Genomic DNA, 22,343 nt, shown 5'->3' on the forward strand with positions numbered 1-22,343 from the left:
TGGGTTTTCTGGATGGAAGAAAAGGAGTATGAAATGGAAGAGAAGCAGGAATTTCAAAGGAAAATGAAGTCACGACATGTCGTGATGCTATCGCTTGGTGGAGTTATTGGGACCGGTCTATTCTTAAGTTCTGGATACACGATCCAACAGGCTGGTCCAGTCGGCACGATTCTCTCCTATTTAGTAGGGGCGCTTGTTGTTTACCTTGTCATGCTATGTTTAGGGGAGCTTTCTGTACATATGCCAGAAACAGGCGCTTTCCATAGTTATGCAGCTAAGTACATCGGAGGAGGTACCGGGTATACGGTGGCGTGGTTATATTGGCTAACCTGGACAGTAGCTCTCGGTTCCGAATTTACTGCCGCCGGGATGCTGATGCAGCGGTGGTTTCCATTCATCAGTGTGTGGATGTGGAGTGGATTGTTCGCCGCATTAATCTTTGTGATTAATGTGCTTACCGTTAAATTTTTCGCAGAAACAGAATTCTGGTTCTCCCTCATTAAGGTATTAGCAATTATCCTCTTTATTATTTTAGGGGGAGCAGCAATTTTTGGTTTTATCCCGATGGAATCAGGTACACACACATCGGTTTTCTCCAATTTTACGAATGAAGGTATTTTTCCAAATGGTGCATTTGCCATAGTTATGACCATGTTAGCGGTGAATTTTGCTTTCTCTGGAACAGAATTAATCGGTATCGCAGCTGGAGAAACAGCAGATCCAGAAAAAACAATTCCGAAAGCTATTCGTACTACGGTGTTTCGATTAATTATTTTCTTTGTCGGTTCGATCTTCGTCTTATCAGCTCTTCTTCCAGCTTCAGATGCTGGCGTATTAGAAAGCCCGTTTGTGGCTGTTCTTGAACGGATTGGTGTTCCATTTGCAGCCGATATTATGAACTTCGTTATTTTAACAGCGATCTTATCTGCTGCAAATTCCGGGTTGTATGCTTCTTCAAGAATGCTCTGGTCGCTCGCAGATAAGCGAACGATATCACCGTTTTTCTCCAGGCTAAATAAACAGGGTGTCCCGCTAAATGCCGTGATGTTTAGTATGTTAGGCGGGGTGCTAGCTCTCTTATCTAGCGTGATTGCGCCAGATACAGTCTATGTTGTACTCGTTTCGATTTCGGGTCTTGCGGTGGTAGTGGTGTGGATGAGCATTTGTGCGTCACAATTTCTCTTTCGGAAACAATTTATAAGAGAAGGGTATTCGGTAAAAGACCTGGGATATCGGACTCCATTATATCCTCTCGTCCCTGTGCTTGCTTTTCTGCTCTGTCTCGCTTCGTTGATCGGGATCGCTTTTGACCCTACACAGAGAATTGCCCTGTATTGTGGCTTTCCTTTTATTGCTTTTTGTTATGGGAGCTATTATCTAACTAAATCTATGAAGAGAAAGGGAGTCAATTATGTTACTGAAAAACGATCCTATTGAAGGCATTTTGCGTGATTACTCGATTATGATATTAGATGGTGCGCTTGCAACAGAGCTGGAACATTATGGATGTGATTTAAATGATCCTCTCTGGTCAGCACGGGTATTACTTGAGAACCCTGAATTAATCTATCAAGTTCATCTAGATTATTTCCATGCTGGAGCGGACTGTGCAATAACCGCTAGCTACCAGGCAACAATAGATGGGCTTAAAGCACGTGGTTTAAACGAGCAGGAATCGATCGAGTTAATTAAGAAAACAGTAGTGCTAGCAAGAAAAGCGCGTGATGATTTCTGGGAGCAGAATGAGCAATTGACCAGGCCTAAACCTCTTGTTGCTGCATCAGTAGGACCTTATGGAGCATTTCTTTCAGACGGCTCAGAGTATAGAGGGGATTATGGCGTTTCTGACGATACATTAGCTCATTTTCACCGTTCAAGAATAAAAGCATTAATTGACGCAGGAGCTGATCTGTTAGCATTTGAAACAATTCCCTCTCTTCAAGAAGCAAACGTATTACTTTCGTTGTTAGAAGAATTTCCACATACTTATGCCTGGCTTTCCTTTTCTATTAGAAATGGAAAGGAAATTAGTGATGGGACACCATTACAGGAGTGTTCCAAACGTTTTGGAGAGATAAAGCAGCTTGCTGCAATCGGAGTGAATTGCGCTTCTCCTTCATTTGTAGAAGAGGTTATTAAAGAGGTAAATAGCCACACAAAAAAACCGGTTATCGTTTACCCGAATTCCGGAGAAGTTTATGAATCTAGCTCCAAAACATGGCAGGGAGAGCAATCACATTCCGAATTGGATCAAGACTCTAAAAGGTGGTTTCAGGTGGGAGCGCGTTTAATAGGAGGTTGTTGCAGAACGAGACCTCATGATATAGAAGAAATTTATCAAAAATGGCGCTGAGTATATGGAGAAAGGGAACGTCCAATATAAAATGGACGTTCCCCTTCTTTTTGCGCTTAACGGGTTACATTTTTTTAAAATGGATTTGTGGCCCACTGCAGCGATTGTTTAATGAAAATCCGAGGATGGAGCTTTAGCTGCCCAACCATATATTCAGCTAAATCCTCCGGCTGCATATATTTCTCTTTATCCTGTTCATCAAGTTTATCGCCAAATACAAGCTCAGTTGCGACTAGACTAGGGTTAAGTGTAAACACGCGAATGTTATTTCGACGCACTTCCTGCATCAGTGCTTCGGTCATCCCTTGGATTGCGAATTTCGAAGCGCTATAGGAAGTAGAACCAGCTGTCCCTTTAAGACCGCTACTTGAGGAGATGTTGAAAATATCCCCGTTGTTTCTCTTGATCATTTGGGGTAAAACGGCCCGTGTGACGTGGTACGTACCGTATACATTTACTTCAAACGTGTGCTTCCAGTCTTCTGGTTTAAGGTCTAAGAATGATCCATTTAATCCAATGCCCGCATTATTAATCAGAATGTTTGCTGAGCCTAATTCATTTTGTAAGTGATCGATTGCCTGATCTACTTCCTCTATATTCGCAATATCAGCAGTCGCAACTGATGCCTTCACTCCTAGCGTTTCCGCTTCCTGTGCAACTTCCTTCAGTTTGCTTTCTGTACGGGCAATTAACCCAACGTTTACTCCCTCTCTAGCTAATTCCAGAGCAGTAGCGCGACCTATGCCACTGCTTGCTCCTGTGATATATGCAATCTTTCCGGTAATTGATTGACCCATTTCTGAACCATCCTTTCTGTTATTCCCTATTGTTAAGTCTAAGGGTAGTAGCAATAATGTTCAAAGATTAAGGATTGTTCGAGAGTGGGTGAACATATCATGATGTTTAACTATAGCTAAAAAAGGTTACAGTTACGAGGTGTACAAATATTAGTTGAACCAATCGGACCTTAAGGGGCAGTTGCCTCCTTACATTCCTGAGGTATTACTGCCCCTTAAGGGTGGGGTAAAGTGAAGGATAAATCATTTTGAAAGATTTACTAAGAGAGCTCAGCTGCACATGCAGCTGAGCTCTTTTGAATTAGTAAGACAAATCATAAAACAAGGAAACTCTTTAGAGTTGGTAAACAACGCAGAAAGTTAACACCAATGAGAGAAGGAATATTCCAAACATTATTAGTAGATAACGTGCCTTTGTTATTTGCAGCCTGGACCTTAGATAAATACTTGTAAACACGACAATTGGAAAATAAATCGCACTTGCTACAAGAGCCGTGAGAAGGAAAAATAGTAGTAATCCTTCATCAAGGGTAGGATCATTGATGAATCCCATTAAATCACCTACATAGATGAGAACCATTACCCAGAGATCAAGTATTAGGAATGAAAAACAACCAGCAATGAAATGAAACAAAACAGCTAATAGAAAGTATTGATTCTTCATTAATTTCCTCTTTGTTTATCTAGTTTCACTCTTCCGTTAGGAACAACTAGTACTATTATACATGACATTCAAACTCCTTCTAATGTAACGATCCCTTTCAACTATCTTTAAGAGAATCTGATAATCCACATGTAAAATGCACTAGTTTGGAAAATAACTCATGGTGCAAATGGTTTGTTTTGAAAGTCATTAACAGGGTGAGGAGTCAAAAACTAGAATTACTCAGTGTGAGGTAATCATAAACGAGGAGGAATTTGATGGGTAGAATGAAAAAAGTAGCGTTATTAAGCAGTACACTTGCTTTATCGGCGGGTTTAATGACCCCAGCCATGGCAGCACCTAATAGTCAATTTGTTGGAACACCAGAAAGTCAAGAATACTCCATTTCAGGGTTTATCAGCCATGATGAGTTAAGCAAAAAACTTCAGCAGATTGATAAAAACAGCCAGGAGCGAGTTGATGTAGAAGTTGCAGGGTATTCAAATCAAGGACGTGAAATTTACAAAGCTACAGTTGGCTCAGGAGATAAAGTGATATTAATACAAAGCGAAATCCATGGAAATGAAAAAACAGGTACTGCAGCATTGTTAAATTTATTACAGCAACTTGGATCAAACAATTCTACTGAGGCCAAAAAAATCAGGGAAGAAGTAACCATAGTGGCTATGCCGATGGTTAACCCGGATGCTACGGAGTTGAATCGTCGCGGGAACGATCTATCCTGGAGTGAAGTAATTGAAGAATTCCCACAACTAGCTGAAGCTACTCCATCTTGGAATTATTACACCTACACAAACCAATACTGGGATTATGCTTCAAACCCGGGTTTTGACGTGAATCGGGACTTTAATCCAAACCTTAACTATGAGCCTCAACCTGAAGATTTTCCAAGTAATTCATCAAATCCAGGCTGGTACATTACCCCTGAAGCCCAAACTGTCCGTGATGTTTATAAAGGCTTAATGGATGAGTTTGGAAAAGTGGATGTGTTTGTAGATTTGCATCATCAGGGCGAGTATTATGTTGAAGGAACAGATGATAAGGTTACGTTATCTATTTCGGGAGATTTCATTCCTGATCCTGAGAGTGCTGAAGGAGAGAAATATAGTGAGTATGCAGATACATATAATGAGGAATTCTCCAAACAATTAAATGTAGCCGCTTATAATGCTTTACAAGAAAGAGGTAATTCTCTTTTTGACAATATTACACTTTACCCACAGAATCTAGATCTACCGGGTACCGCACTTGGTTCCTTTGCTCTTAATGGAAGTGGGGCTGTGTTATTCGAAGTAACTGGTCAAACTCAAAGTTTTGGTCAGAAGAAAAAGGGACAGCTTATAAAGGCTGTTGAACTTGGTCTCTATGGAATTATCAACGGAGTGACTACTGGGGATGTATATAGTATTGACTCTGAAGAATATAATGAAATCCCACTTACAGATCGGGATCAGGATTATGGTTTTTAAATGAAAAGAAGACGAGTTCATTTGAGTAAACTTCTCTTCTCGATTGATTTACATTCCTGAGGTTTTACTGCCCCTTAAGGGTGGGATAAAAATGTAACGAACTCCATAGAAAAAGTCCTGCTCTCTGGCAGGACTTTTTAACTGTATGAAAGGGAAGAAAATGGAGCAAGTCGAGGTGTAATCTCCTGAACTAACTTGTCACCTTTGCCCTTCGCATATAACTCTAGCAAAAGATCCGCTATTTTTTGCTCAACCTCATAGGTTAACCCGGTATGATAGTCAATGAGAAAATACATTCTTCCATTTTCTAGTGTTCCTGACAACAGCTCGTACTTGTCATACTCAAAATGCACTTCTGTTCCGTACTGGGTCATCTCAAGATAGGTTTCGAAAGGGGTGATGGGAAAAGCCTTTTGACTGTTCATTTCATTTTGTTCCTCCTGGTTCTTTAATAGAATCTACTAGAAAGTCTAACCACCCCGAATCAAACTTATACACAAAAATAGATTTAAAGTTTAAAAGTAATTTAGAGACCTGTTATTTAGGTTGAACACTGTCGGGCTAGTATTTTGACTTCCGAGCAAATCTGTAGTATTTTAATTCCTAGTAATTATATATGAATAATTCAGTTTGGTTTGTGAGGAGGGGAACAATGAAGAAGATCTTGAGAGGTTATTTACAAGCATCGTTAATACTAAAAATTACGATTGCACTTATACTTGGAATTATTGTTGGTCTTGTTTTTGGTGAGCAAGCAGCGGTTTTGGCACCACTTGGTGATTTGTTAATCAACTTGCTGTCATTCCTCATCATCCCACTCATACTATTTACGTTGATTGTCGGTGTCAATCAGACAAGGTTAAGTAACCTTGGACGAATGGGTGGTAAAGTATTTCTTTATTATGTGTTGACGTCTGCCTTTGCGATTATTGTTGGCCTAACAGTTGCAAGTTTGTTCAATCCAGGTACAGGCCTTTCGATTGATCCTGCGGAGTCCTTCGAGGTACCTGACAACCCTGGCGTCGTTAGTGTTCTATTAAGTATTGTGCCATCGAATATCGTTACGGCATTTAGTGAGATGAATTTACTTGGAATCATTTTCACTGCATTCGCTTTCGGTATTGCCATTTCCGCATTAAGGAATTCGAAGGAACACGGTGAACTTGGCGAACATTTATATAAAGTTATTGAAGGATTGAACGAAGCAACCTTTAAAATCATGAATGTTATTCTTCAATACGTACCAATTGGAATTTTTGCGATTATCGCTAAAACAATCGGAAACCAGGGAATGCATACAATTCTCTCGCTAGGAAATATGATTGTAGTGCTCTACATTGCCCTAATCGTTCAGGTAGGGATCTATGTTGTTTTTATGCTGTTCTTCAAAGTCAGTCCGAAACGATTTTTCTCGAATGCCCGTACACCAATGATTACGGCTTTTGTCACACAGAGTAGTTCAGGTACATTGCCACTCACACTGAATGCTGCTAATGGTATGGGTCTGTCAAAAAGTCTCTATGGCTTTAGTTTACCGCTCGGTGCGACGATCAATATGGATGGGGCAGCGATCCGTATTGCTATTTCAGCGGTTTTCGCAGCCAACGTTGTAGGTGCTCCTTTAAGCTTTACTGATATGCTGATGATTGTCATTGTTGGGACGCTTGCGTCAATCGGAACAGCAGGTGTTCCAGGGGCAGGAATCGTTATGATTGCGACTGTTTTTGCACAGGTTGGTTTACCAATGGAAACAGTGGCGTTGTTAACAGCTGTTGATGCCTTAGTCGGAATGGGTTGTACTGCCCTTAACGTAACGGGTGATCTTGTCGGAGCAACTGTGATTGATCGCAAAACAACCTCTGATACTGCAGATCCAACCATTTAAACTTACTGAAAGTCAGGCGATGATGCCTGGCTTTTTATTTTTGTAGTCATCATTCGTCATGCAGGGTAAATAGCAGGAATTAGCGCTACAAAAGCCTTTTTACATAACGATATATATAATTTGATATAAATCATTTGTACTTGTCATAATCATCCATTTACTTCTAATGATCTAAATATTAAGATAAAAATAACTTTAGAGCTTTTATGTGGGAAAGGAAATGGGGGATACGGGTGGCAGATCAATTAAAAGGAATTTGGAAAGACTGGCGTTTGCACCTTCTTGTGTTGGTGATCGTCGCGCTTACAGAGTGGATCGGGGTATTTCAGTTTACAGTTGGACCTGGTGTCATATTGTTGCTCCCGATGCTGTATGCGATTCTAATTGGACTGGGGTTATTCTTCACACCTGTTGTAAAAAAAGCGCAGGCACTTAATGCTGAACCTTTAATCGTACTTGGCGTAACGCTTTTGATTGCGAAGATCGGTGTCATTATCGGTCCATCGCTTCCAAAATTAATTGAAGCGGGGCCAGCCCTATTGCTTCAGGAGTTTGGTAACCTTGGTACTATTTTTATAGCGCTGCCGATTGCGGTCATGCTTGGACTTAAAAGAGAGAGTATTGGGATGACGCATTCTGTTGCAAGAGAGCCGAATGTTGGGTTGATCGTGGACAAGTACGGCTTTAATTCGCCTGAAGGAAGAGGCGTTATGGCCATTTATATTTTTGGAACAGTGTTTGGTGCTGTTTTCATGGGTGTTATTTCAGGCTTCCTTGCTACAATTACACCGCTTCATCCGCTTTCATTCGCTATGGCATCCGGAATTGGAAGCGGCAGTATGATGGCAGCTGCCAGTGGCTCACTCGTCGCAGCTTTTCCTGCCTTTTCAGATGATATTATTGCCTTCGCTGGTGCGAGTAATTTGCTGTCGCTTTCAACAGGTCTCTACATGAGCATTCTCATTGGTTTGCCATTAACAGAGAAAATGTATGCTGTGCTAACAAGGAATAAACAGGCGAAGGCTGATGTAAATAAGGGGGCGTAAGGATGCTATTAAAAAATATACAAGAGTGGACGCTTTTGTTAGTGATTTTCGGATTCATTTCAGCCGGTTGGTAACTGGATCGGCTACAGTGTTTTTCCAATAGTCGCAATACCTGGAATGGTCGTCTTAATTCTCATTTGTCTCGCTGGACTTATTCTTCAGCACGTTTTACCGATTAATATTCCAAGTGTTGCTTATATCGGGATTATAGGTATTCTCGTCTCGATGCCTGTTATGCCCGGATCTGAATACGTAGTGAAGTGGACGCAGGATATTAATATTCTCGCCCTGGCTACGCCGATTCTTGCTTATGCTGGTATTGCGATTGGGCGCTCATGGACAGATTTTGTAAAGCTTGGCTGGAGAAGTATTGTAGTGGCCATGTTTGTGATGGTCGGTACGTTTCTTGGCTCAGCATTTATCGCTGAAGTGGTCCTGCGTATGCAGGGTTTAATTTAGGGACAGATTAGGGGTCTTTTTCATGTGGGAAAGCCGTTGATCTTTTCAAGAAGCGTAAGGGAATGGCAATGAATTTTTTGAACGTTTCCTGATAGGTCAGGGGACGGGAGATTGAGAAGGTCGATGATATTTGAGTTCGTATACCAATCACTTCGATCTGGCGATTTATGGGTGACGTCGCTCCAGGCTGTAAGTGATGGACTATAGATTCTTGGCCCTTTTTGAAGCAGACAATCCTTAATGATACGCTTTTCTAAAGGTTTACCTTCCTTCACTGAATTGAACAGGTGAGACCAGTAATCTTTTCTTGATCCTGTGTGTGGATGTAAGGTGGCCCAATTAATGATCGCATTCAGGTTCCTTTCATTTGAGAAAAGCCGAGTGTATAGCCGTTTTCCAAGTTCAATTCGCTCTTTCACGTACAAAAAGTGATGAGCTGCTTCGCCCGTTAAGGTGACCGTATCCCCTTCTATCATAGGAAAGAGTAACGTGTTCGTATTAAGCACATCCTGTAGTTGGAAGGCGAGCGTCTGGAAAACAGATTTCTTGAAGTGATCGGTTTGAATAACGCGTGACTCAATGTAATGCTGCTCATTTATTATAAGGGAGGCAGTCAGTACCTCGCTGTTTTTATTTTGCCAGAAATCCTCCCAGATCACTTTCATAAAAGACGATACATGCAGGGAAGGTAAAAGGTGGAAAAGCGGCCGTTTACGAAGCACGCTTTCTTTATATAGAAGCAGCTGCGGGTAAGCGTCTTGAAAGATTAGCCAGTTCCCACGCTCAAGAAATGAAAAGAATGACTGCTGCTGTTCAGGGGTGAGAAGGTGAGGGAGATATTCCCCTTTTAAATCGGTCATCGTCCAGCCAGCATTACGGGAGACGAGGTGAGCGAGGAAAGCCCAGTGAATATCGGGATTGAATTTAAAGAAATCCAGGTAGGCCTTCGTGCGCGTTACGTTGTTCCGGTTATGGAGAGCGGTTTTCTCACGAATCATGCTGACGAAACGTTGATCGTATAATGAAAGCGGCGGTGATGGTTTTGTAGTCTTACTTACTTTCTTGAGATCCTTTAGTAAAGAAGAAGAAAGGTTAGTATGTTGAGAGAGATGAAACAGCGATTTGAAAACATTCACGGGCCATTCACTCCTCCGTTCTTCTTTCTATATATATCTATGAAGCAATGAGTAAGAAAGATGATTGGATATGAAGCATATTGAATCGATGTTGAGAGAAATAGTGTCATGTTGTGGATTATTCCAGACCAAGAATAAATCAAATAGAAAAAGAGCGCCTAATAGCGCTCTTTTTGACATTACATGATTGGTTTTAGTTCAGAAAGCTCGCGTTCTAGCGTTTCCGCGATGGCTTTCATGCCAGAAATGTGGGCTTTCCTTTCGGCGTCAGCATTGTAATTGGTATTGGTGTTGACGTCATACGTAAATAGATCGCCGCGCTCATTTTGTATGCATTCGATTCCAGCGAACGTAATACCGTTGGCTTTCAGAAAAGCCTCATAATTGGAAATGACTGGTTGATCGAAGTTCTCGATGATTTCGAATTTAGGCTTTTCCTGCTCGGTTGTCGGGCAGAATGAATCGCCTACCTGACACACATCCGCTGGACAAAGTTCGAAGCCGTCAGACGTGTCGACACGAACGGCATATAGAAACTTCCCACCAACGAATTCACAGCGAGTAATCGAAGCATCAGGTGATTGGATGTACTCCTGGAGTAGGGTAATTCCATCGATCGATTCGTAAAAAGCTTCGCTATTGACGTAAGCTGCAAGCGTCTCAGGATTATTAAAAAGCTGAACGCCAAGCCCTTTCCCAGCACGGTTGTGCTTCGTAATAAATGGATCATCGAAAGAGTGGGCTGCCTTTGTAAGGTGATCTTTCCCAACGGCTGCGATTGTTTTCGGCGTAAGTATTCCATGCTGTCTCAGGACAGTATACTGAGCAACCTTACTGACCTCAAGGGCAAGGGCACGGCTATCGTTTAAGACGCGGCGACCGTGACTTTCAAGCCATGAAATCACAGCAGCAGTGAATTCTGGCGCATAGCGATGATCTCTCGTATGAGAGGATGCGCTCATGCGATTATAGAATATCCCTTCCGGTGGGATATCAGATAAATCAATGCTTCCTTCACTTAGAAACCAATCTTCATATGGGACATTTTGCTTTTCAAGCTCAATCTTAAGCGGCTTTGTCCACTCTTCATTTTCATGAATAATATATACTTTTGCACTCATCTTAAGTCCTCCTTAGCAAATAACTGTTAAAACCTATCTTTTTACTCAAGTATAAAGCAGATGGAGGGATAATCCCAGTGGAAACGGTTCACCAAAAAAGCAGAGCCCGGGAGGCTCTGCTTTTAAGCTTAGATCGACCAGTTTCCATTACGGAAAATTGGTTCACTTGATCCGTCTTCTTTAATTCCGTCGATATCCATTTGTTCAGAACCAATCATAAAGTCCACGTGGGTGACACTTTCGTTCGCACCCGCTCTTTCAAGTTCTTCTTTTGACATCTTCTTTCCGCCTTCAAGACAGAACGAGTATGCATTTCCAATTGCAAGGTGATTGGATGCATTTTCATCAAACAATGTATTGAAGAAGATGATTTCTGCGTTTGAGATCGGAGAATCATGAGGGACAAGTGCTACCTCCCCGAGGTAATGCGCTCCTTCATCTGTTTCAATAAGGTGCTGAAGCGTTTCGTTCCCATGCTTTGCTTCCGCTTTCACAATACGTCCTTCTTCAAATGTGAGTGAGAAGTCTTCAATTACAGTACCGCCATAGCTTAGTGGTTTTGTCGAAGCGACAACGCCGTTAACGCCTGTTTTGTGCGGAATCGTAAACACTTCTTCTGTAGGCATGTTCGCTACAAAATGGTCTCCATTCACATTCTCGCTAATGCCCCCCACCCACTGGTGTGCCTTTGGAAGCTCAATCGTTAAATCAGTTCCAGGAGCTCGATAGTGAAGTTTGCTGTAATGCTTGTTGTTTAAATAATCTACCTTCTGTTCCAAGTTTGCACTATGCTCTTTCCATGCCTGGACTGGATCACCTGTTAAAACGCGAGTTGCCTGGAAAATCGCTTCCCAGAGCTTAGCTTCCTGTTCTTCCTCAGGTGCTTCTGGAAAGACCTTTGCAGCCCATGGCTTCGATGGAACAGCAACAACCGACCAGCTGTTATGATCGGACATAATGTAATTGCGATACCCTTCCATTGCTTTCCCAGCCGTTTTGCTTGCGTTCGAAATGCGTTCAGGATCAACGCCTTTTAGAAGATCAGGGTTAGAAGATGTAATTGAAAGGAAGGCCGCACCGTTCTCCGCCAATTCTTCAAAACCTTTCGCTTTCCAAGTTGGAAACTCTTTGAATGCTTCGTCAGGCGCTTTATCATACTTAATACGTGTTAGATTCTCGTCGTTCCATTCGACATGCACATTTTTTGCGCCAGCTTCATAAGCACGGTCCGCAATGTGTCTAACAAATTCAGCTGAGGTTAGTGGAGCATTGACAACAAGGGTTTGTCCTTTTTGAATGTTCACGCCAACTTTAACCGCTAAATCTGCGTATTTCTGTAAATTTTCTTGAAAAGTAGTCATAATAAATGGAGTCTCCTTTTTTCTAAATAGTCATACTTCTAGTGTAGCAGATTTTCAATATAGTAAGTAAATAATTCCCTTATTGCACATTCTTAAAGCAAGTTTCTGGCAAGAAGGGGTCGATTCAGGATATGTTAGTATTAAATCTTCAATATTGGAGTGATAGAGAATGAGTACAAGCCATTATGAGCTTGCCACATTTGCCGGAGGTTGTTTCTGGTGTATGGTTGAGCCCTTTGAAGAAATGCCTGGTATAGAGACTATTGTTTCCGGTTATACAGGCGGCGAAAAGCCGTATCCAACATATGAGGAAGTGATTTCAAAAACAACCGGTCACGTAGAGGCGGTTCAAATTACGTTTGATCCAGCGGTCTTCCCATATAGTAAGCTACTTGATCTTTTCTGGCGTCAAATTGACCCGACTGATGCGGGCGGTCAGTTCTTTGACCGCGGTGACACGTACATTACGGCGGTTTATTATCATAACGAAGAACAGCAGAAGCTTGCAGAAGAGTCTCGTAAGGAACTAGAAGCAAGCGGCCGTTTCACAAAACCAATTGTGACCAAAATTCTTCCGGCTAAACCATTTTATCCAGCCGAAGATTATCACCAGGATTATCATAAGAAAAATCCTGCTCACTACAATCGTTATAAAAAAGGGTCCGGCAGAGAGGCGTTTATCGAACAAAATTGGGCATATGAGAAAAACGACGACGAACTTCGCGAACGTCTAACGGATATTCAATATGAAGTAACCCAGAAGAATGGCACAGAGCGTCCTTTCCAGAATGAGTATTACAACAATGACAAGGTTGGAATCTATGTAGATGTTGTATCAGGTGAGCCACTGTTTAGCTCGACAGACCAATATGATGCCGGGTGTGGCTGGCCAAGTTTTACACAGCCGATTCATAATCACCGAGTGAAGGAAAAGAAAGATGTTAGCCACTTTATGATTCGAACGGAAGTGCGAAGCAAGGAAGCAGATTCACACCTTGGTCACGTATTTAATGATGGTCCGGGCGAAAATGGGCTCCGCTATTGCATCAATTCAGCCGCGATGAAATTTATTCCAAAAGACCAACTTGAGGAAGAAGGGTACGGCGAATACCGAGACCTATTTGAATGAGAACAGTTGATATAGCCATTGTTGGCGGAGGCATTGCCGGTATTCTGGCTGCAAGAAAGTTGCGGGAAAACGGAAGAGATGTACTTGTGCTCGATAAGAGTAAAAGTGTCGGTGGTCGTCTTGCCACAAGGCGAATCGATGCTGGCAGGGCCGACCACGGAGCGCAGTTTTTTACAGTAAGAACGGAGATGTTTCAGCAGCTCGTCGATGAATGGGAGGAGCATGGCTGGGTAACCCGGTGGTTCGGTGAAAAACATGCAAGATACAAATCAACTGCCGGAATGAACCAGCTAGTGAAGCATCTTGCTAAGGAAGTTCCCGTTCAGTTGACGAGTAAAGTTGAGCATGTTGGACGAGAAGGTGATATGTATATCATTGTATCCGAGGAAGGGGAAAGCGTGAAAGCGAGCACAGTCCTGTTAACCCTACCAGCGCCACAAGCGCTTCAACTTCTTGAAACTAGTAATGTTCAAGTAGCAGACCATGCACGCAAATCGCTCAGTCATATCACATTTGACCCTGCAATTGTTGGTTTAGTGACGCTTGATGGAGAAGCTAGTACTGGTCTTCCGCCTTCCGGTCATCAGGACGAGGGTTTACCTGAAGGAATTGAGCGTATAGTTGATAGCTACGCAAAAGGAATTTCATCCGAGCGAATTATGAGTATTTACGCTAATACTGAACTCTCGAAAGCACTTTATTCAGAAGAGGATGATGTGATCCTATCTAAAATGATGAAGAGGGTCTCACACCTGATTAATGCTGACCGGGTACAGTCATCACAGCTTAAAAGATGGCGCTATGCACAGGCTTCTAACGTGCATCATGCTCCGACTCTCCGGGTGTCAGACCAGGAGTCGATTTGGGTGGCCGGAGATGCTTTTCTTAGAAGTGATGATAAGTCAGGCCGAACGAGAATAGAAAGTGCAGTTTTGTCCGGACTGGCTGCTGCAAGTAACATATTGGATTTGAGTAGATGAGAAGACTTCAATATAAGTCTTCTTTTTCTTTTTGAAAGTTTTGAATAAATAGCATGTTCCACTTCGACATGCGTTATAATACATGTGATGGAAAAATTTTCATAGTTGGATAAAAAGTCCATATGAAAAGGATGAATTAAATATGAAGCTCTTCACAAAAAATGACCATATTATTGAAAGTGTATTGTCTTCGTTCCGGTGGATTTTCTTATTAATTGCGTGTGGATATTATTATTTTTACTTAAAGAGTAACAATGACGCATTTCTAAGTTTGCTTCTTTTTGGTTTGGTTTATATGACAGTGGCTGAACTTGCGCTTCACAAAACACCATTGAACTCAAAACGTTATCGATTTATGACAAAATTTAGTGTCGCTTTCGATTACGTGGCTTTTTTGTGGCTTGTTTTCCTAACCGGTGGCGCTGAAAGCCCTCTCTTTCCAATTGCTTACTTAATCATCCTTCATGTAGCAGTCTACTGGAGATTTAGTGGAGGGGTGCTTGCATCCATTTTGTTGGGAGTGGGGTACACCGTTGTCCTAATTCTTAAGGGATATTCGTTCCAGGGCGACCAGTTAGTTACTTACCTGCTTGATTTTATGTTCCTCTTGTTTATGGGTTTGCTAGGCGGCATTATCGTCTCCAGGGAACGGACGATGCGAACTAAGAATACAAAGCTTGAAGATATGGCACGAAAGGATTTTCTAACCGATCTATATAATCATCGTTCATTTCAGGAAGACTTGCTTACATATTCTCAAGGAAAGAAGCCTCTTATGCTTGTTCTCGCTGATATTGATTACTTTAAGTCTGTGAATGATCGATTTGGGCATATGACTGGAGACAACGTGCTGAGGAAGATTTGTTTTCTCATAAAAGAAGAGATTGCAGGTAATGGAAGGGCTTATCGGTATGGGGGAGAAGAGCTTGCGATCCTTCTTAAGGCGAACGATGAGGAGGATGCTAAGAAATGCTTGCTTCGTATCCAGTCAGCGATCAGAGAGCTGACCTATACCGTTGATGATGAATCTTTTCAAGTAACATTGAGTTATGGAACCGCTCTTTTTCCTCTTGAAGACCATATTGAAGATTGCTTACGAATTGCCGATGCGCGGCTGTACCGCGCGAAAAGAATGGGTCGAGACCAAATATGCTGGTATGATCAATGTTTGGAGGGTCACGCGCGTTAGCGAGACCCTTCTTTCTTAATGATCGAGGTTACAATGTGTCTTGATGAATTTTCAAAAAGAGAGAAGTAGTTAAGCGGATGGCGTGTGGGGAACATCTCTTTTTGAATAGTGGCGATTGGTTTGCCGTCATTGAACTTCGCTAGCACCTGACCTTGAATCGATTGCAGGTAGTCTAGCTTTTCCTTTAACCGCTTTCGTCCATTAGGTAGAATCCCAGCATGTGAGCAGAATACCGTTTTAAATTCACAGGTTAACACCTTTTCAAGTGATGCAATCACGTCTGGGATAGACTCGAAAGCAAAAATGCTTTTTGGATGACTCATGACATAAAGATCACCTGAAAAGAGCCATCCCTGATCTTTTTCAAGAAGCGTAAGATGATCAGACGCGTGTCCAGGTGTATGTAATAACTCAAATGTATGGTCCCGCGTTTTAATCTGCTGGTCAATTCCCTCTGGAGTGAACGGTTTTCTCGAACCCCAGAATAAGCGTCTATAAAAAGGTAGATGCGGCTTTCGTTTGCAGAGAGGAATACCTGAAGGATGAATGTACATGGGAACATTCCCGGGCAGAACAGCCGCATTGCCTGTATGATCTTCATGATGATGTGTAAAAATCAATTGATGATAGATTTCATTTGAAAGATAGTCGACGATTTCCTTCTGAAGACGACTTGGCCCACTATCGATCAATAGTCCATCTATAAGATAGAGGTACACGTTCATGCGAACCCCGGCTAGTTTAAACGTTCCTTTAATGGCTTTTACGCTCTCAAATTCTGACACTGTGAGCACATTCAATCACACCTTCCACTAATCTACTTCTAGTATAGCGAGTTTCATGCAGAAAAAAGCTACCTTCGCATACAGAGTGGCTGTTTCGTTCTCAAATGGGCTAAAACATAAAGAAGTCCTACCGTTCATCGTACGGCAGGACTTCAAAAATCTTCTTCTTATTTAGCGATTGCCTCTAACTCCACTTCAATATTTCCGCGAGTTGCTCTTGAATAAGGGCAAGTCTGGTGGGCGGCTTCAACTAATTCTTCTGCTGTAGCTTGATCTACGTCAGGAATTGTAACGTGAAGCTTTGCGCTAAGGCCGAATGCACCGTCTTCTTCTTTTCCGATTGAAACGTGAGCTTCCACAACCGTGTCTTTGATTTTGATACGCTTCATACGTGCAACCATGTTCAAAGCGCTATCGAAGCATGCCGCATAGCCTGCAGCGAATAATTGTTCAGGATTTGTTGCTTCTCCTCCCTGACCGCCAAGTTCTTTTGGCATACGAAGATCCATGTTGATGACACCATCAGATGATTCAACTTTCCCCTGTCTACCGCCGTGAGCTGATGCTTTCGCTGTGTATAAAGATTCCATTTGTCATTCCTCCTATTAATATGATTGTGCACAATTTAATTTTACAAGATCAAATATACAACAACGTTTTATCGATGTCAATTATCCGAGATAGTTGACATCGATGGTTAATCGAGATAAGTTAATTGTGCACAATTTAATGGGAAGAAGGTGCTAATAATGGAACAAAACGAACAATTGAAACTAGAAAACCAGCTTTGTTTTTCGGTTTATGCATGCTCAAGGGAGATTACGAAGATGTACCGCCCTTATTTAGATAAGCTTGGCATCACTTACCCTCAATACCTCGTGTTGCTTGTTCTATGGGAGCACCATGAAACGACTGTAAAAGCGCTTGGGACAGAATTATACCTGGACTCCGGTACACTTACTCCGCTTCTGAAACGAATGCAGGAAGCTGATCTTGTTGAGAGAGAACGATCAAAAGAAGATGAGCGAAGCGTGATGGTTCGTTTAACTGCTAAAGGGGAAGAGTTAAAAGAGAAGGCGTGTATTATTCCAGATGCGTTAGCCTCGAACAGCGGGTTGTCTAAAGTGGAATTTCAAAAGGCGCTTACAGGCTTTCAACAATTGTTGGATCACATTCATGCTGTAAACGAATCCTAACGCTTCAAAGAAAGAGTTGACATCACTGATTGGTGTTGCGTATAATTATCTCGAATTCAAGATATTAAATTAAGGGTGAGAGCTATGAATGAAATCGATCGAGAGCTGTCGTTAAAACTATTTATTGTCTTATCAAGGGCAAGTCGATCTGTAACAGATCATATTAAAACAGATATCCAGAGTTACGGGTTAAACCCTACTGAATTTGCCGTGCTTGAGTTGCTTTATCACAAAGGAAACCAACCGTTGCAGCAAATTGGAGAGAAAATTCTTCTCGCAAGTGGAAGTATCACATATGTTGTCGACAAGCTTGAAGGAAAGGGGTACCTGAAGCGAAATCCATGCCCGAATGATCGCCGTATTACACATGCGGTTATTACGGATGAAGGAAAGAGTTTGATGGACCGTATATTTCCTGAGCATGAGGTGCAGGTTCAATCTATTTTTGCCGGCCTAGATCAGTCCGAGAAAGAAACAGCGATTGAGTTACTGAAGAAGCTCGGACATTACGCAGAGAAGCTTTAAGAGCTTCTTTTTGTCATATATCTCGAATTAAGGATTCTTTAAACGGATTTCAGAACAGCCACCTTTAATGCACTTTGGTTTGATTTACGTGGGACTCCCATATGGTGAAACCCCTGAACAGCTAACAACAGAGGGCATTGGAGGTTCGCCTTACGGTGCTTCAAGCAATTGACCCCCACCTAAACGTCTCGATTGATTTACATTCTTGAGGTGGGGGTTTTACTGCCCCTAACAAAAATCCAGCTTCTCATATTGAGAGGCTGGATTTTTGCTTTGTTTTGCTTGTTTCATGAAGCGAAGTAACTCCGAGAAGCCCAAATAGAGTAAATCCGAATGTGTTCACAAAACCGTGAAAGAAGATCATTAAGGGTATACCGAGGATAACTGTCTCATTAATGTGTGCAAATCCATAAATCATGCTTGAGCTCATTGAAAAGAGGAGCGAGACAAACGAGATGGATAGTAGCATTTGAATGGTGTAATCCAATTTCGGAATTAAGTAAACAAGGCAGAGAATTGAAAACACAATAAGCGGTGATACGAATTCAACCACTGAAATAAATTCAAGAACAGGCATAGATTCAGAAAGGGTGATTCCTGCAGCGATGAATGGTGGTCCGAGCAATACAAAAACGGCGATAAGTTTGAACCATGGTTTTAACACGGGAGCCGTTTTGATGAGGATTTTCCCAATGAAGGACATTGTGATCGGTGTAACAAATGCAGCATAGTGAAAATGGATGGATGTTAACAAGACAATAACATCGCTGAAGTGAAGAATTTGCATCCCTGTCCTATGTAAGACAAGCCAGGCGCCACCAATGCAGATATACATCAACCCAAGCTGAATGAGAACTTCGAAAATAGTGCTTTTCTTCCACGTTTGTAAGAAGCGTGTAAAGCCGTAAATCGCAATAAGTATGGTTGTAAATAGCCAGGGTACTGCAAACAGGGCAGCTATAAGTCCCTGTTCAAGGAAAAAAGAGACCCCAGCACATACGGCAGAAACCGGCTGAAGGATTGCCGCATAGCGATAAAATGAGTTCTTCTTTTGAGGTACCAGGTTTAATGTTAATGGAACCAGCACCAGGTATGCGAACATCAAAAGAATCATGACATACTGCAGTGTATCAATGTTTGTTGTTATTAATTTTGTTACCACGAAGGCAACCCAGAGAAAAATTCCGGCAAAACTACTTGTTTTCATCATGATTTCACCTCCCTTTTAGTGTACGATGAAGACACGGAAGTGAAAAGGAAATTTTGGAAAGAGAGGCGAATGAAATGGAATTGACTTCAAAACCTGTATTAGGATTTATTGGAATTGGTGTGATGGGTGAAAGCATGGTTCGGAATTTAATAAAAGCCGGCTATCGCACGCTGATCTATACGAGAACTAAGAAAAAGGCAGAAGCTTTGATTACTGAAGGGGCTGAATGGCAGGAGACCATAAAAGACCTCGCTTCTAAATCGGATGTGGTTATGACGATGGTTGGGTATCCAAAGGATGTTGAAGAAGTGTACATAGGTGAGAATGGCATTCTTGAAAATGCCCGCTCACAGGCCATCTTAATTGATTTCACCACTTCAAGTCCTTCGCTTGCAGAAGAAATTTACGAGCATGCGTTATCGAAGCAGCTTTATGCACTTGATGCTCCGGTATCAGGAGGAGATGTAGGTGCGAAAGAAGGTCGGTTATCGATTATGATAGGCGGCGAACAAGAAGTGTTCGAAAAGGTGCAGCCCATTCTTGAAGTAATGGGGCAGAATATTGTTCTTCAGGGTCCGGCAGGCGCTGGTCAGCATACAAAAATGTGCAACCAGATTGCGATTGCAAGCAACATGATCGGTGTATGTGAAGCGATCGTTTATGCAGAAAAAGCTGGGTTAAATCCGACAACTGTTCTAAAAAGTATTGAGTCCGGAGCGGCAGGGAGCTGGTCATTAAGCAACCTTGCTCCGCGGATGATCTCGAATCGTCTTGAGCCGGGATTCTATGTGAAGCATTTTATTAAAGATATGACCATTGCGCTTGAGTCTGCCAGACAAATGGACATGCTCATACCAGGGCTTGAGCTTTCTAAACAACTCTATGAAGACCTAGCAGAACGAGGGGAAGAAGACAGCGGGACGCAGGCACTGGTCACGTTATTCCGAGATTAATAGCATGACAATAAAAGACCCGGGAGGTACCCCGGGTCTTTTATCATTAGCAAAAAGGGAAGTTTCCTATCGTTGCCGAATAAACTCGTAAAGAGATTATTTCTTCTCTTTCCGCCGTTTCTCTAGTTCTTCAGTCACAACAAAAGCAAGATCGTCATTCCCGAACAGGGATAATACGCCAATAACGGTTTGGTCTGGAATGTGCTCTGATTCTTCTTTTGGTACGACAAGATCAATGCTTTGCTTGAGAGCGGAATTGTTGATTTGATCCGGATATGCTTTTTCATAAACTGTTTCTGGATTCAGATCGTTATTCACACACCACTGAGCAAAAACGAGAATCATCATGTTTTCATCACGCTGATAGTTTTCAATTACTCTGTTTTGAATATCATTTTGGTCCATAACTGGTCCTCCGTTTCATCACTTTACCGTAAGTGTACTCGTAGCAGTATATAGTGGCAAGTCTTGCAATCGTAAATTGGATATAAAAAATTTCCATCTATAAAGGGAATTGTTCTATGAATTGCTGAGCTGAACGTAATCGAACTTCTTGGGGGAGACGAAATGAGAAAAAAAGAGATTCGTAGCTGGATGATGTATGATTTTGCTAACTCTGCATTTGCAACAACAATGATGGCTGCCGTTTTACCTGTTTTCTATTATGATGTAGCTGCCAAAAACATTGATGAAGGCCTCGCTACTTCCTACTGGGGTTATTCGCAATCGATTGCTGTGTTGATCGTCGCTTTGCTTGCACCTGTTCTTGGTGCGATAGCAGATTACTCGAATTCCAAGATGAAATTCTTGCGTTTTTTTGCTTATATGGGGATGATGGCCAGCATTTTGATGGCATTTGTAGGAGAAGGTGGCTACCTGATAGCTTCCATACTGCTCATCTTCGGAACAATTGGTTTCTCAGGCAGTAACGTTTTCTATGATGCTTTCTTACCTGAAATCGCAAAAGGTGATGAGATAGATAGGATTTCAGCAATGGGATACGCGTTCGGTTATATCGGAGGCGGTGTTCTGCTTCTTATTAATTTACTAATGATTTTAAATCCATCATGGTTTTTCCTTCCAAATACGCTTGTCGCCACACAGCTTTCCTTTGCGAGTGTCGGTCTTTGGTGGTTTATTTTCTCTCTTCCGATGTTCAAGCATGTGAAGGAACAGCAGCGCAGCCAGCCTTCTCTGAGCGGCTCATATCTCACTATTGGCTTTAAGCGCCTTCGTACGACAGTTAGAGAACTGAACCATTACAAGCAGCTCTTAATTTTCCTCATCGCTTTCTGGCTATTCAACGACGGCATATCTACCATTATTAAAATGGCGACGATCTATGGGCGTGACATTGGGATTGATGCCAATGATTTAATTGCCGCACTCTTGATCACACAGTTTGTTGGCATTCCCTTTGCCTTTTTGTTCGGTTACCTTGCTAAGAAAATTAGTGCAAAACGAGCACTTATGCTGGCACTCTGGATTTATGTTGGGATTGTTTTGCTTGGCTATTTTATGACAACAGCCACACACTTCTATCTTCTCGCCATCATGGTCGGCTTTGTACAGGGTGGGGCCCAGGCACTGAGCCGCTCGATCTTCGGCAGCATGGTTCCTGATCACCGCCATGCGGAATTTTACGGATTCTATGGTATATCAGCTAAATTCTCAGCCATTTTCGGCCCATTCCTATTTGCCTTTGTGGGTCAGATCACGGGATCAAGTCGCCTCGGTATCGTTTCGCTCGTCATCTTCTTCCTTGCTGGGATCTTCTTACTTAACAAAGTGAACATTGATAAGGGAAAGGAACAGGCGAAGGTTGTTATGGCGCAGGAGGGCGTGAAAGCATGAGCCTTCGGATGAATAGAGGATAAAGAGTGAAAAAGAAAGAAACGTTTTTAAAAGAAGACCTATCGGATTATAAAAGTGGATTAGGAATGGGAAGAAGTCAAGAATTTTATATGGTAAAATAAGGAATATTGCTAAATTACCTTGTTTGTTAATCAGTTAATCAAGCCCTGTAATCAAAAACGACTCGTCAATTGACGAGTCGTTCTTGATTTCTACTATGTCGCTTTCAAT

The 22,343-nt window shown here is 42.1% G+C and carries 23 protein-coding genes and 1 pseudogene; 14 read left to right on the top strand and 10 right to left on the bottom strand.

Annotation, left to right across the window (positions count from 1 at the left end; translation table 11 throughout):
* Nucleotides 1–33 precede the first annotated feature (33 nt).
* Both mmuP and mmuM read left to right on the top strand, forming a co-directional pair.
* A complete protein-coding gene (gene mmuP / locus ABFG93_RS12085) occupies nt 34–1,437 on the top strand; it encodes an S-methylmethionine permease (RefSeq protein ID WP_347548284.1) in 1,404 nt (467 codons plus the stop codon).
* Nucleotides 1,412–2,353 carry a homocysteine S-methyltransferase gene (gene mmuM / locus ABFG93_RS12090; RefSeq protein ID WP_347548285.1) on the top strand — a complete coding sequence of 314 codons (942 nt, stop codon included), beginning with the start codon at nt 1,412–1,414 and terminating at the stop codon, nt 2,351–2,353. The genes mmuP and mmuM overlap by 26 nt, the downstream gene beginning before the upstream one ends.
* A 74-nt stretch (nt 2,354–2,427) precedes the next feature.
* Here the strand turns inward: mmuM and ABFG93_RS12095 are convergent, their stop codons facing one another.
* Nucleotides 2,428–3,150 (bottom strand): 3-ketoacyl-ACP reductase, encoded by a 723-nt coding sequence (locus tag ABFG93_RS12095; protein ID WP_347548286.1) that lies wholly within the window; start codon nt 3,148–3,150, stop codon nt 2,428–2,430.
* A 334-nt stretch (nt 3,151–3,484) separates the two neighbouring features.
* Nucleotides 3,485–3,814: a hypothetical protein gene (locus ABFG93_RS12100; RefSeq protein ID WP_347548287.1), complete on the bottom strand. Its 330-nt coding sequence runs from the start codon at nt 3,812–3,814 to the stop codon at nt 3,485–3,487.
* Nucleotides 3,815–4,071: 257 nt separating this feature from the next.
* Here ABFG93_RS12100 and ABFG93_RS12105 point away from each other — a divergent pair, with 257 nt between their 5' ends.
* Nucleotides 4,072–5,283, top strand: coding sequence for a M14 family zinc carboxypeptidase (locus ABFG93_RS12105; RefSeq protein ID WP_431521996.1), 1,212 nt, complete (start codon nt 4,072–4,074; stop codon nt 5,281–5,283).
* A gap of 137 nt (nt 5,284–5,420) precedes the next feature.
* Here ABFG93_RS12105 and ABFG93_RS12110 read toward each other — a convergent pair whose 3' ends face one another.
* On the bottom strand, nt 5,421–5,708 hold the full coding sequence (locus ABFG93_RS12110) for a hypothetical protein (protein ID WP_347548288.1): 288 nt from the start codon (nt 5,706–5,708) through the stop codon (nt 5,421–5,423).
* A gap of 227 nt (nt 5,709–5,935) precedes the next feature.
* Between ABFG93_RS12110 and ABFG93_RS12115 the strand changes: the two genes are divergently transcribed.
* The 3 genes from ABFG93_RS12115 to ABFG93_RS12125 all read left to right on the top strand — a co-directional run bounded on the left by ABFG93_RS12115 (nt 5,936) and on the right by ABFG93_RS12125 (nt 8,673).
* Nucleotides 5,936–7,168, top strand: a complete 1,233-nt coding sequence (locus ABFG93_RS12115) for a dicarboxylate/amino acid:cation symporter (protein WP_347548289.1) — start codon at nt 5,936–5,938, stop codon at nt 7,166–7,168.
* Between the two features lie 233 nt (nt 7,169–7,401).
* Nucleotides 7,402–8,214 carry a DUF3100 domain-containing protein gene (locus ABFG93_RS12120; RefSeq protein WP_347548290.1) on the top strand — a complete coding sequence of 271 codons (813 nt, stop codon included), beginning with the start codon at nt 7,402–7,404 and terminating at the stop codon, nt 8,212–8,214.
* Nucleotides 8,215–8,331: 117 nt separating this feature from the next.
* Entirely contained in the window at nt 8,332–8,673 is a 342-nt protein-coding gene (locus tag ABFG93_RS12125) for a hypothetical protein (RefSeq protein WP_347548291.1), read from the top strand.
* A 20-nt stretch (nt 8,674–8,693) separates the two neighbouring features.
* Here ABFG93_RS12125 and ABFG93_RS12130 read toward each other — a convergent pair whose 3' ends face one another.
* The 3 genes from ABFG93_RS12130 to ABFG93_RS12140 all read right to left on the bottom strand — a co-directional run bounded on the left by ABFG93_RS12130 (nt 8,694) and on the right by ABFG93_RS12140 (nt 12,291).
* A complete protein-coding gene (locus tag ABFG93_RS12130) occupies nt 8,694–9,809 on the bottom strand; it encodes a DUF2515 family protein (protein WP_347548292.1) in 1,116 nt (371 codons plus the stop codon).
* 179 nt (nt 9,810–9,988) lie between these two features.
* Nucleotides 9,989–10,930 (bottom strand): ATP-grasp domain-containing protein, encoded by a 942-nt coding sequence (locus tag ABFG93_RS12135; protein ID WP_347548293.1) that lies wholly within the window; start codon nt 10,928–10,930, stop codon nt 9,989–9,991.
* Between the two features lie 128 nt (nt 10,931–11,058).
* Nucleotides 11,059–12,291 (bottom strand): aminopeptidase, encoded by a 1,233-nt coding sequence (locus ABFG93_RS12140; protein WP_347548294.1) that lies wholly within the window; start codon nt 12,289–12,291, stop codon nt 11,059–11,061.
* Between the two features lie 169 nt (nt 12,292–12,460).
* On the opposite strand from ABFG93_RS12140, the gene msrB reads away from it, so the two are divergent.
* The 3 genes from msrB (at nt 12,461) to ABFG93_RS12155 (ending at nt 15,589) form a co-directional block, all read left to right on the top strand.
* Nucleotides 12,461–13,420 (top strand): peptide-methionine (R)-S-oxide reductase MsrB, encoded by a 960-nt coding sequence (gene msrB, locus ABFG93_RS12145; RefSeq protein ID WP_347548295.1) that lies wholly within the window; start codon nt 12,461–12,463, stop codon nt 13,418–13,420.
* A complete protein-coding gene (locus tag ABFG93_RS12150; RefSeq protein ID WP_347548296.1) occupies nt 13,417–14,400 on the top strand; it encodes an NAD(P)/FAD-dependent oxidoreductase in 984 nt (327 codons plus the stop codon). The genes msrB and ABFG93_RS12150 overlap by 4 nt, the downstream gene beginning before the upstream one ends.
* A 142-nt stretch (nt 14,401–14,542) precedes the next feature.
* Nucleotides 14,543–15,589 (top strand): GGDEF domain-containing protein, encoded by a 1,047-nt coding sequence (locus ABFG93_RS12155; protein ID WP_347548297.1) that lies wholly within the window; start codon nt 14,543–14,545, stop codon nt 15,587–15,589.
* On the opposite strand, the gene ABFG93_RS12160 is transcribed toward ABFG93_RS12155, so the two are convergent.
* Entirely contained in the window at nt 15,586–16,383 is a 798-nt protein-coding gene (locus ABFG93_RS12160; RefSeq protein ID WP_347548298.1) for an MBL fold metallo-hydrolase, read from the bottom strand. The two genes, ABFG93_RS12155 and ABFG93_RS12160, sit on opposite strands and share 4 nt — an antisense overlap.
* 158 nt (nt 16,384–16,541) lie before the next feature.
* Nucleotides 16,542–16,964, bottom strand: coding sequence for an organic hydroperoxide resistance protein (locus ABFG93_RS12165; RefSeq protein WP_347548299.1), 423 nt, complete (start codon nt 16,962–16,964; stop codon nt 16,542–16,544).
* A gap of 159 nt (nt 16,965–17,123) precedes the next feature.
* Between ABFG93_RS12165 and ABFG93_RS12170 the strand changes: the two genes are divergently transcribed.
* From ABFG93_RS12170 to ABFG93_RS12180, 3 genes and pseudogenes are all read left to right on the top strand, one after another.
* Entirely contained in the window at nt 17,124–17,570 is a 447-nt protein-coding gene (locus ABFG93_RS12170) for a MarR family winged helix-turn-helix transcriptional regulator (protein ID WP_347548300.1), read from the top strand.
* 84 nt (nt 17,571–17,654) lie between these two features.
* The gene (locus ABFG93_RS12175) at nt 17,655–18,095 is read left to right on the top strand and encodes a MarR family winged helix-turn-helix transcriptional regulator (protein WP_347548301.1); all 441 of its coding nucleotides are present in this window, start codon (nt 17,655–17,657) and stop codon (nt 18,093–18,095) included.
* A 61-nt stretch (nt 18,096–18,156) separates the two neighbouring features.
* Nucleotides 18,157–18,261: pseudogene (locus tag ABFG93_RS12180) on the top strand (flavoprotein); the annotation flags it as partial.
* Nucleotides 18,262–18,342: 81 nt separating this feature from the next.
* Here the strand turns inward: ABFG93_RS12180 and ABFG93_RS12185 are convergent.
* A complete protein-coding gene (locus ABFG93_RS12185) occupies nt 18,343–19,305 on the bottom strand; it encodes a YndJ family protein (RefSeq protein WP_347548302.1) in 963 nt (320 codons plus the stop codon).
* A gap of 74 nt (nt 19,306–19,379) precedes the next feature.
* On the opposite strand from ABFG93_RS12185, the gene ABFG93_RS12190 reads away from it, so the two are divergent.
* Nucleotides 19,380–20,258, top strand: coding sequence for an NAD(P)-dependent oxidoreductase (locus ABFG93_RS12190; RefSeq protein WP_347548303.1), 879 nt, complete (start codon nt 19,380–19,382; stop codon nt 20,256–20,258).
* 96 nt (nt 20,259–20,354) lie between these two features.
* Here the strand turns inward: ABFG93_RS12190 and ABFG93_RS12195 are convergent, their stop codons facing one another.
* Nucleotides 20,355–20,663: a hypothetical protein gene (locus ABFG93_RS12195; protein WP_347548304.1), complete on the bottom strand. Its 309-nt coding sequence runs from the start codon at nt 20,661–20,663 to the stop codon at nt 20,355–20,357.
* Nucleotides 20,664–20,825: 162 nt separating this feature from the next.
* Between ABFG93_RS12195 and ABFG93_RS12200 the strand changes: the two genes are divergently transcribed.
* On the top strand, nt 20,826–22,112 hold the full coding sequence (locus ABFG93_RS12200) for an MFS transporter (protein WP_347548305.1): 1,287 nt from the start codon (nt 20,826–20,828) through the stop codon (nt 22,110–22,112).
* Nucleotides 22,113–22,343: the final 231 nt, after the last annotated feature.

Origin of the sequence: Pseudalkalibacillus hwajinpoensis (assembly GCF_039851965.1) — a bacterium.
Lineage (GTDB): Bacteria > Bacillota > Bacilli > Bacillales > Guptibacillaceae > Guptibacillus > Guptibacillus hwajinpoensis_E.

Bases quoted from the DNA above. Each gene is read 5' to 3' on its own strand.
- ABFG93_RS12100 (WP_347548287.1), bottom strand. From the start codon at position 3,814: ATGAAGAATCAATACTTTCTATTAGCTGTTTTGTTTCATTTCATTGCT.
- ABFG93_RS12105 (WP_431521996.1), top strand. From the start codon at position 4,072: ATGGGTAGAATGAAAAAAGTAGCGTTATTAAGCAGTACACTTGCTTTA.
- ABFG93_RS12110 (WP_347548288.1), bottom strand. From the start codon at position 5,708: ATGAACAGTCAAAAGGCTTTTCCCATCACCCCTTTCGAAACCTATCTT.
- ABFG93_RS12170 (WP_347548300.1), top strand. From the start codon at position 17,124: ATGGAACAAAACGAACAATTGAAACTAGAAAACCAGCTTTGTTTTTCG.
- ABFG93_RS12175 (WP_347548301.1), top strand. From the start codon at position 17,655: ATGAATGAAATCGATCGAGAGCTGTCGTTAAAACTATTTATTGTCTTA.
- ABFG93_RS12140 (WP_347548294.1), bottom strand. From the start codon at position 12,291: ATGACTACTTTTCAAGAAAATTTACAGAAATACGCAGATTTAGCGGTT.
- ABFG93_RS12190 (WP_347548303.1), top strand. From the start codon at position 19,380: ATGGAATTGACTTCAAAACCTGTATTAGGATTTATTGGAATTGGTGTG.
- ABFG93_RS12125 (WP_347548291.1), top strand. From the start codon at position 8,332: ATGGTCGTCTTAATTCTCATTTGTCTCGCTGGACTTATTCTTCAGCAC.
- ABFG93_RS12200 (WP_347548305.1), top strand. From the start codon at position 20,826: ATGAGAAAAAAAGAGATTCGTAGCTGGATGATGTATGATTTTGCTAAC.
- ABFG93_RS12165 (WP_347548299.1), bottom strand. From the start codon at position 16,964: ATGGAATCTTTATACACAGCGAAAGCATCAGCTCACGGCGGTAGACAG.
- msrB (WP_347548295.1), top strand. From the start codon at position 12,461: ATGAGTACAAGCCATTATGAGCTTGCCACATTTGCCGGAGGTTGTTTC.
- ABFG93_RS12195 (WP_347548304.1), bottom strand. From the start codon at position 20,663: ATGGACCAAAATGATATTCAAAACAGAGTAATTGAAAACTATCAGCGT.
- mmuM (WP_347548285.1), top strand. From the start codon at position 1,412: ATGTTACTGAAAAACGATCCTATTGAAGGCATTTTGCGTGATTACTCG.
- ABFG93_RS12150 (WP_347548296.1), top strand. From the start codon at position 13,417: ATGAGAACAGTTGATATAGCCATTGTTGGCGGAGGCATTGCCGGTATT.
- ABFG93_RS12185 (WP_347548302.1), bottom strand. From the start codon at position 19,305: ATGATGAAAACAAGTAGTTTTGCCGGAATTTTTCTCTGGGTTGCCTTC.
- ABFG93_RS12115 (WP_347548289.1), top strand. From the start codon at position 5,936: ATGAAGAAGATCTTGAGAGGTTATTTACAAGCATCGTTAATACTAAAA.
- mmuP (WP_347548284.1), top strand. From the start codon at position 34: ATGGAAGAGAAGCAGGAATTTCAAAGGAAAATGAAGTCACGACATGTC.
- ABFG93_RS12155 (WP_347548297.1), top strand. From the start codon at position 14,543: ATGAAGCTCTTCACAAAAAATGACCATATTATTGAAAGTGTATTGTCT.
- ABFG93_RS12135 (WP_347548293.1), bottom strand. From the start codon at position 10,930: ATGAGTGCAAAAGTATATATTATTCATGAAAATGAAGAGTGGACAAAG.
- ABFG93_RS12095 (WP_347548286.1), bottom strand. From the start codon at position 3,150: ATGGGTCAATCAATTACCGGAAAGATTGCATATATCACAGGAGCAAGC.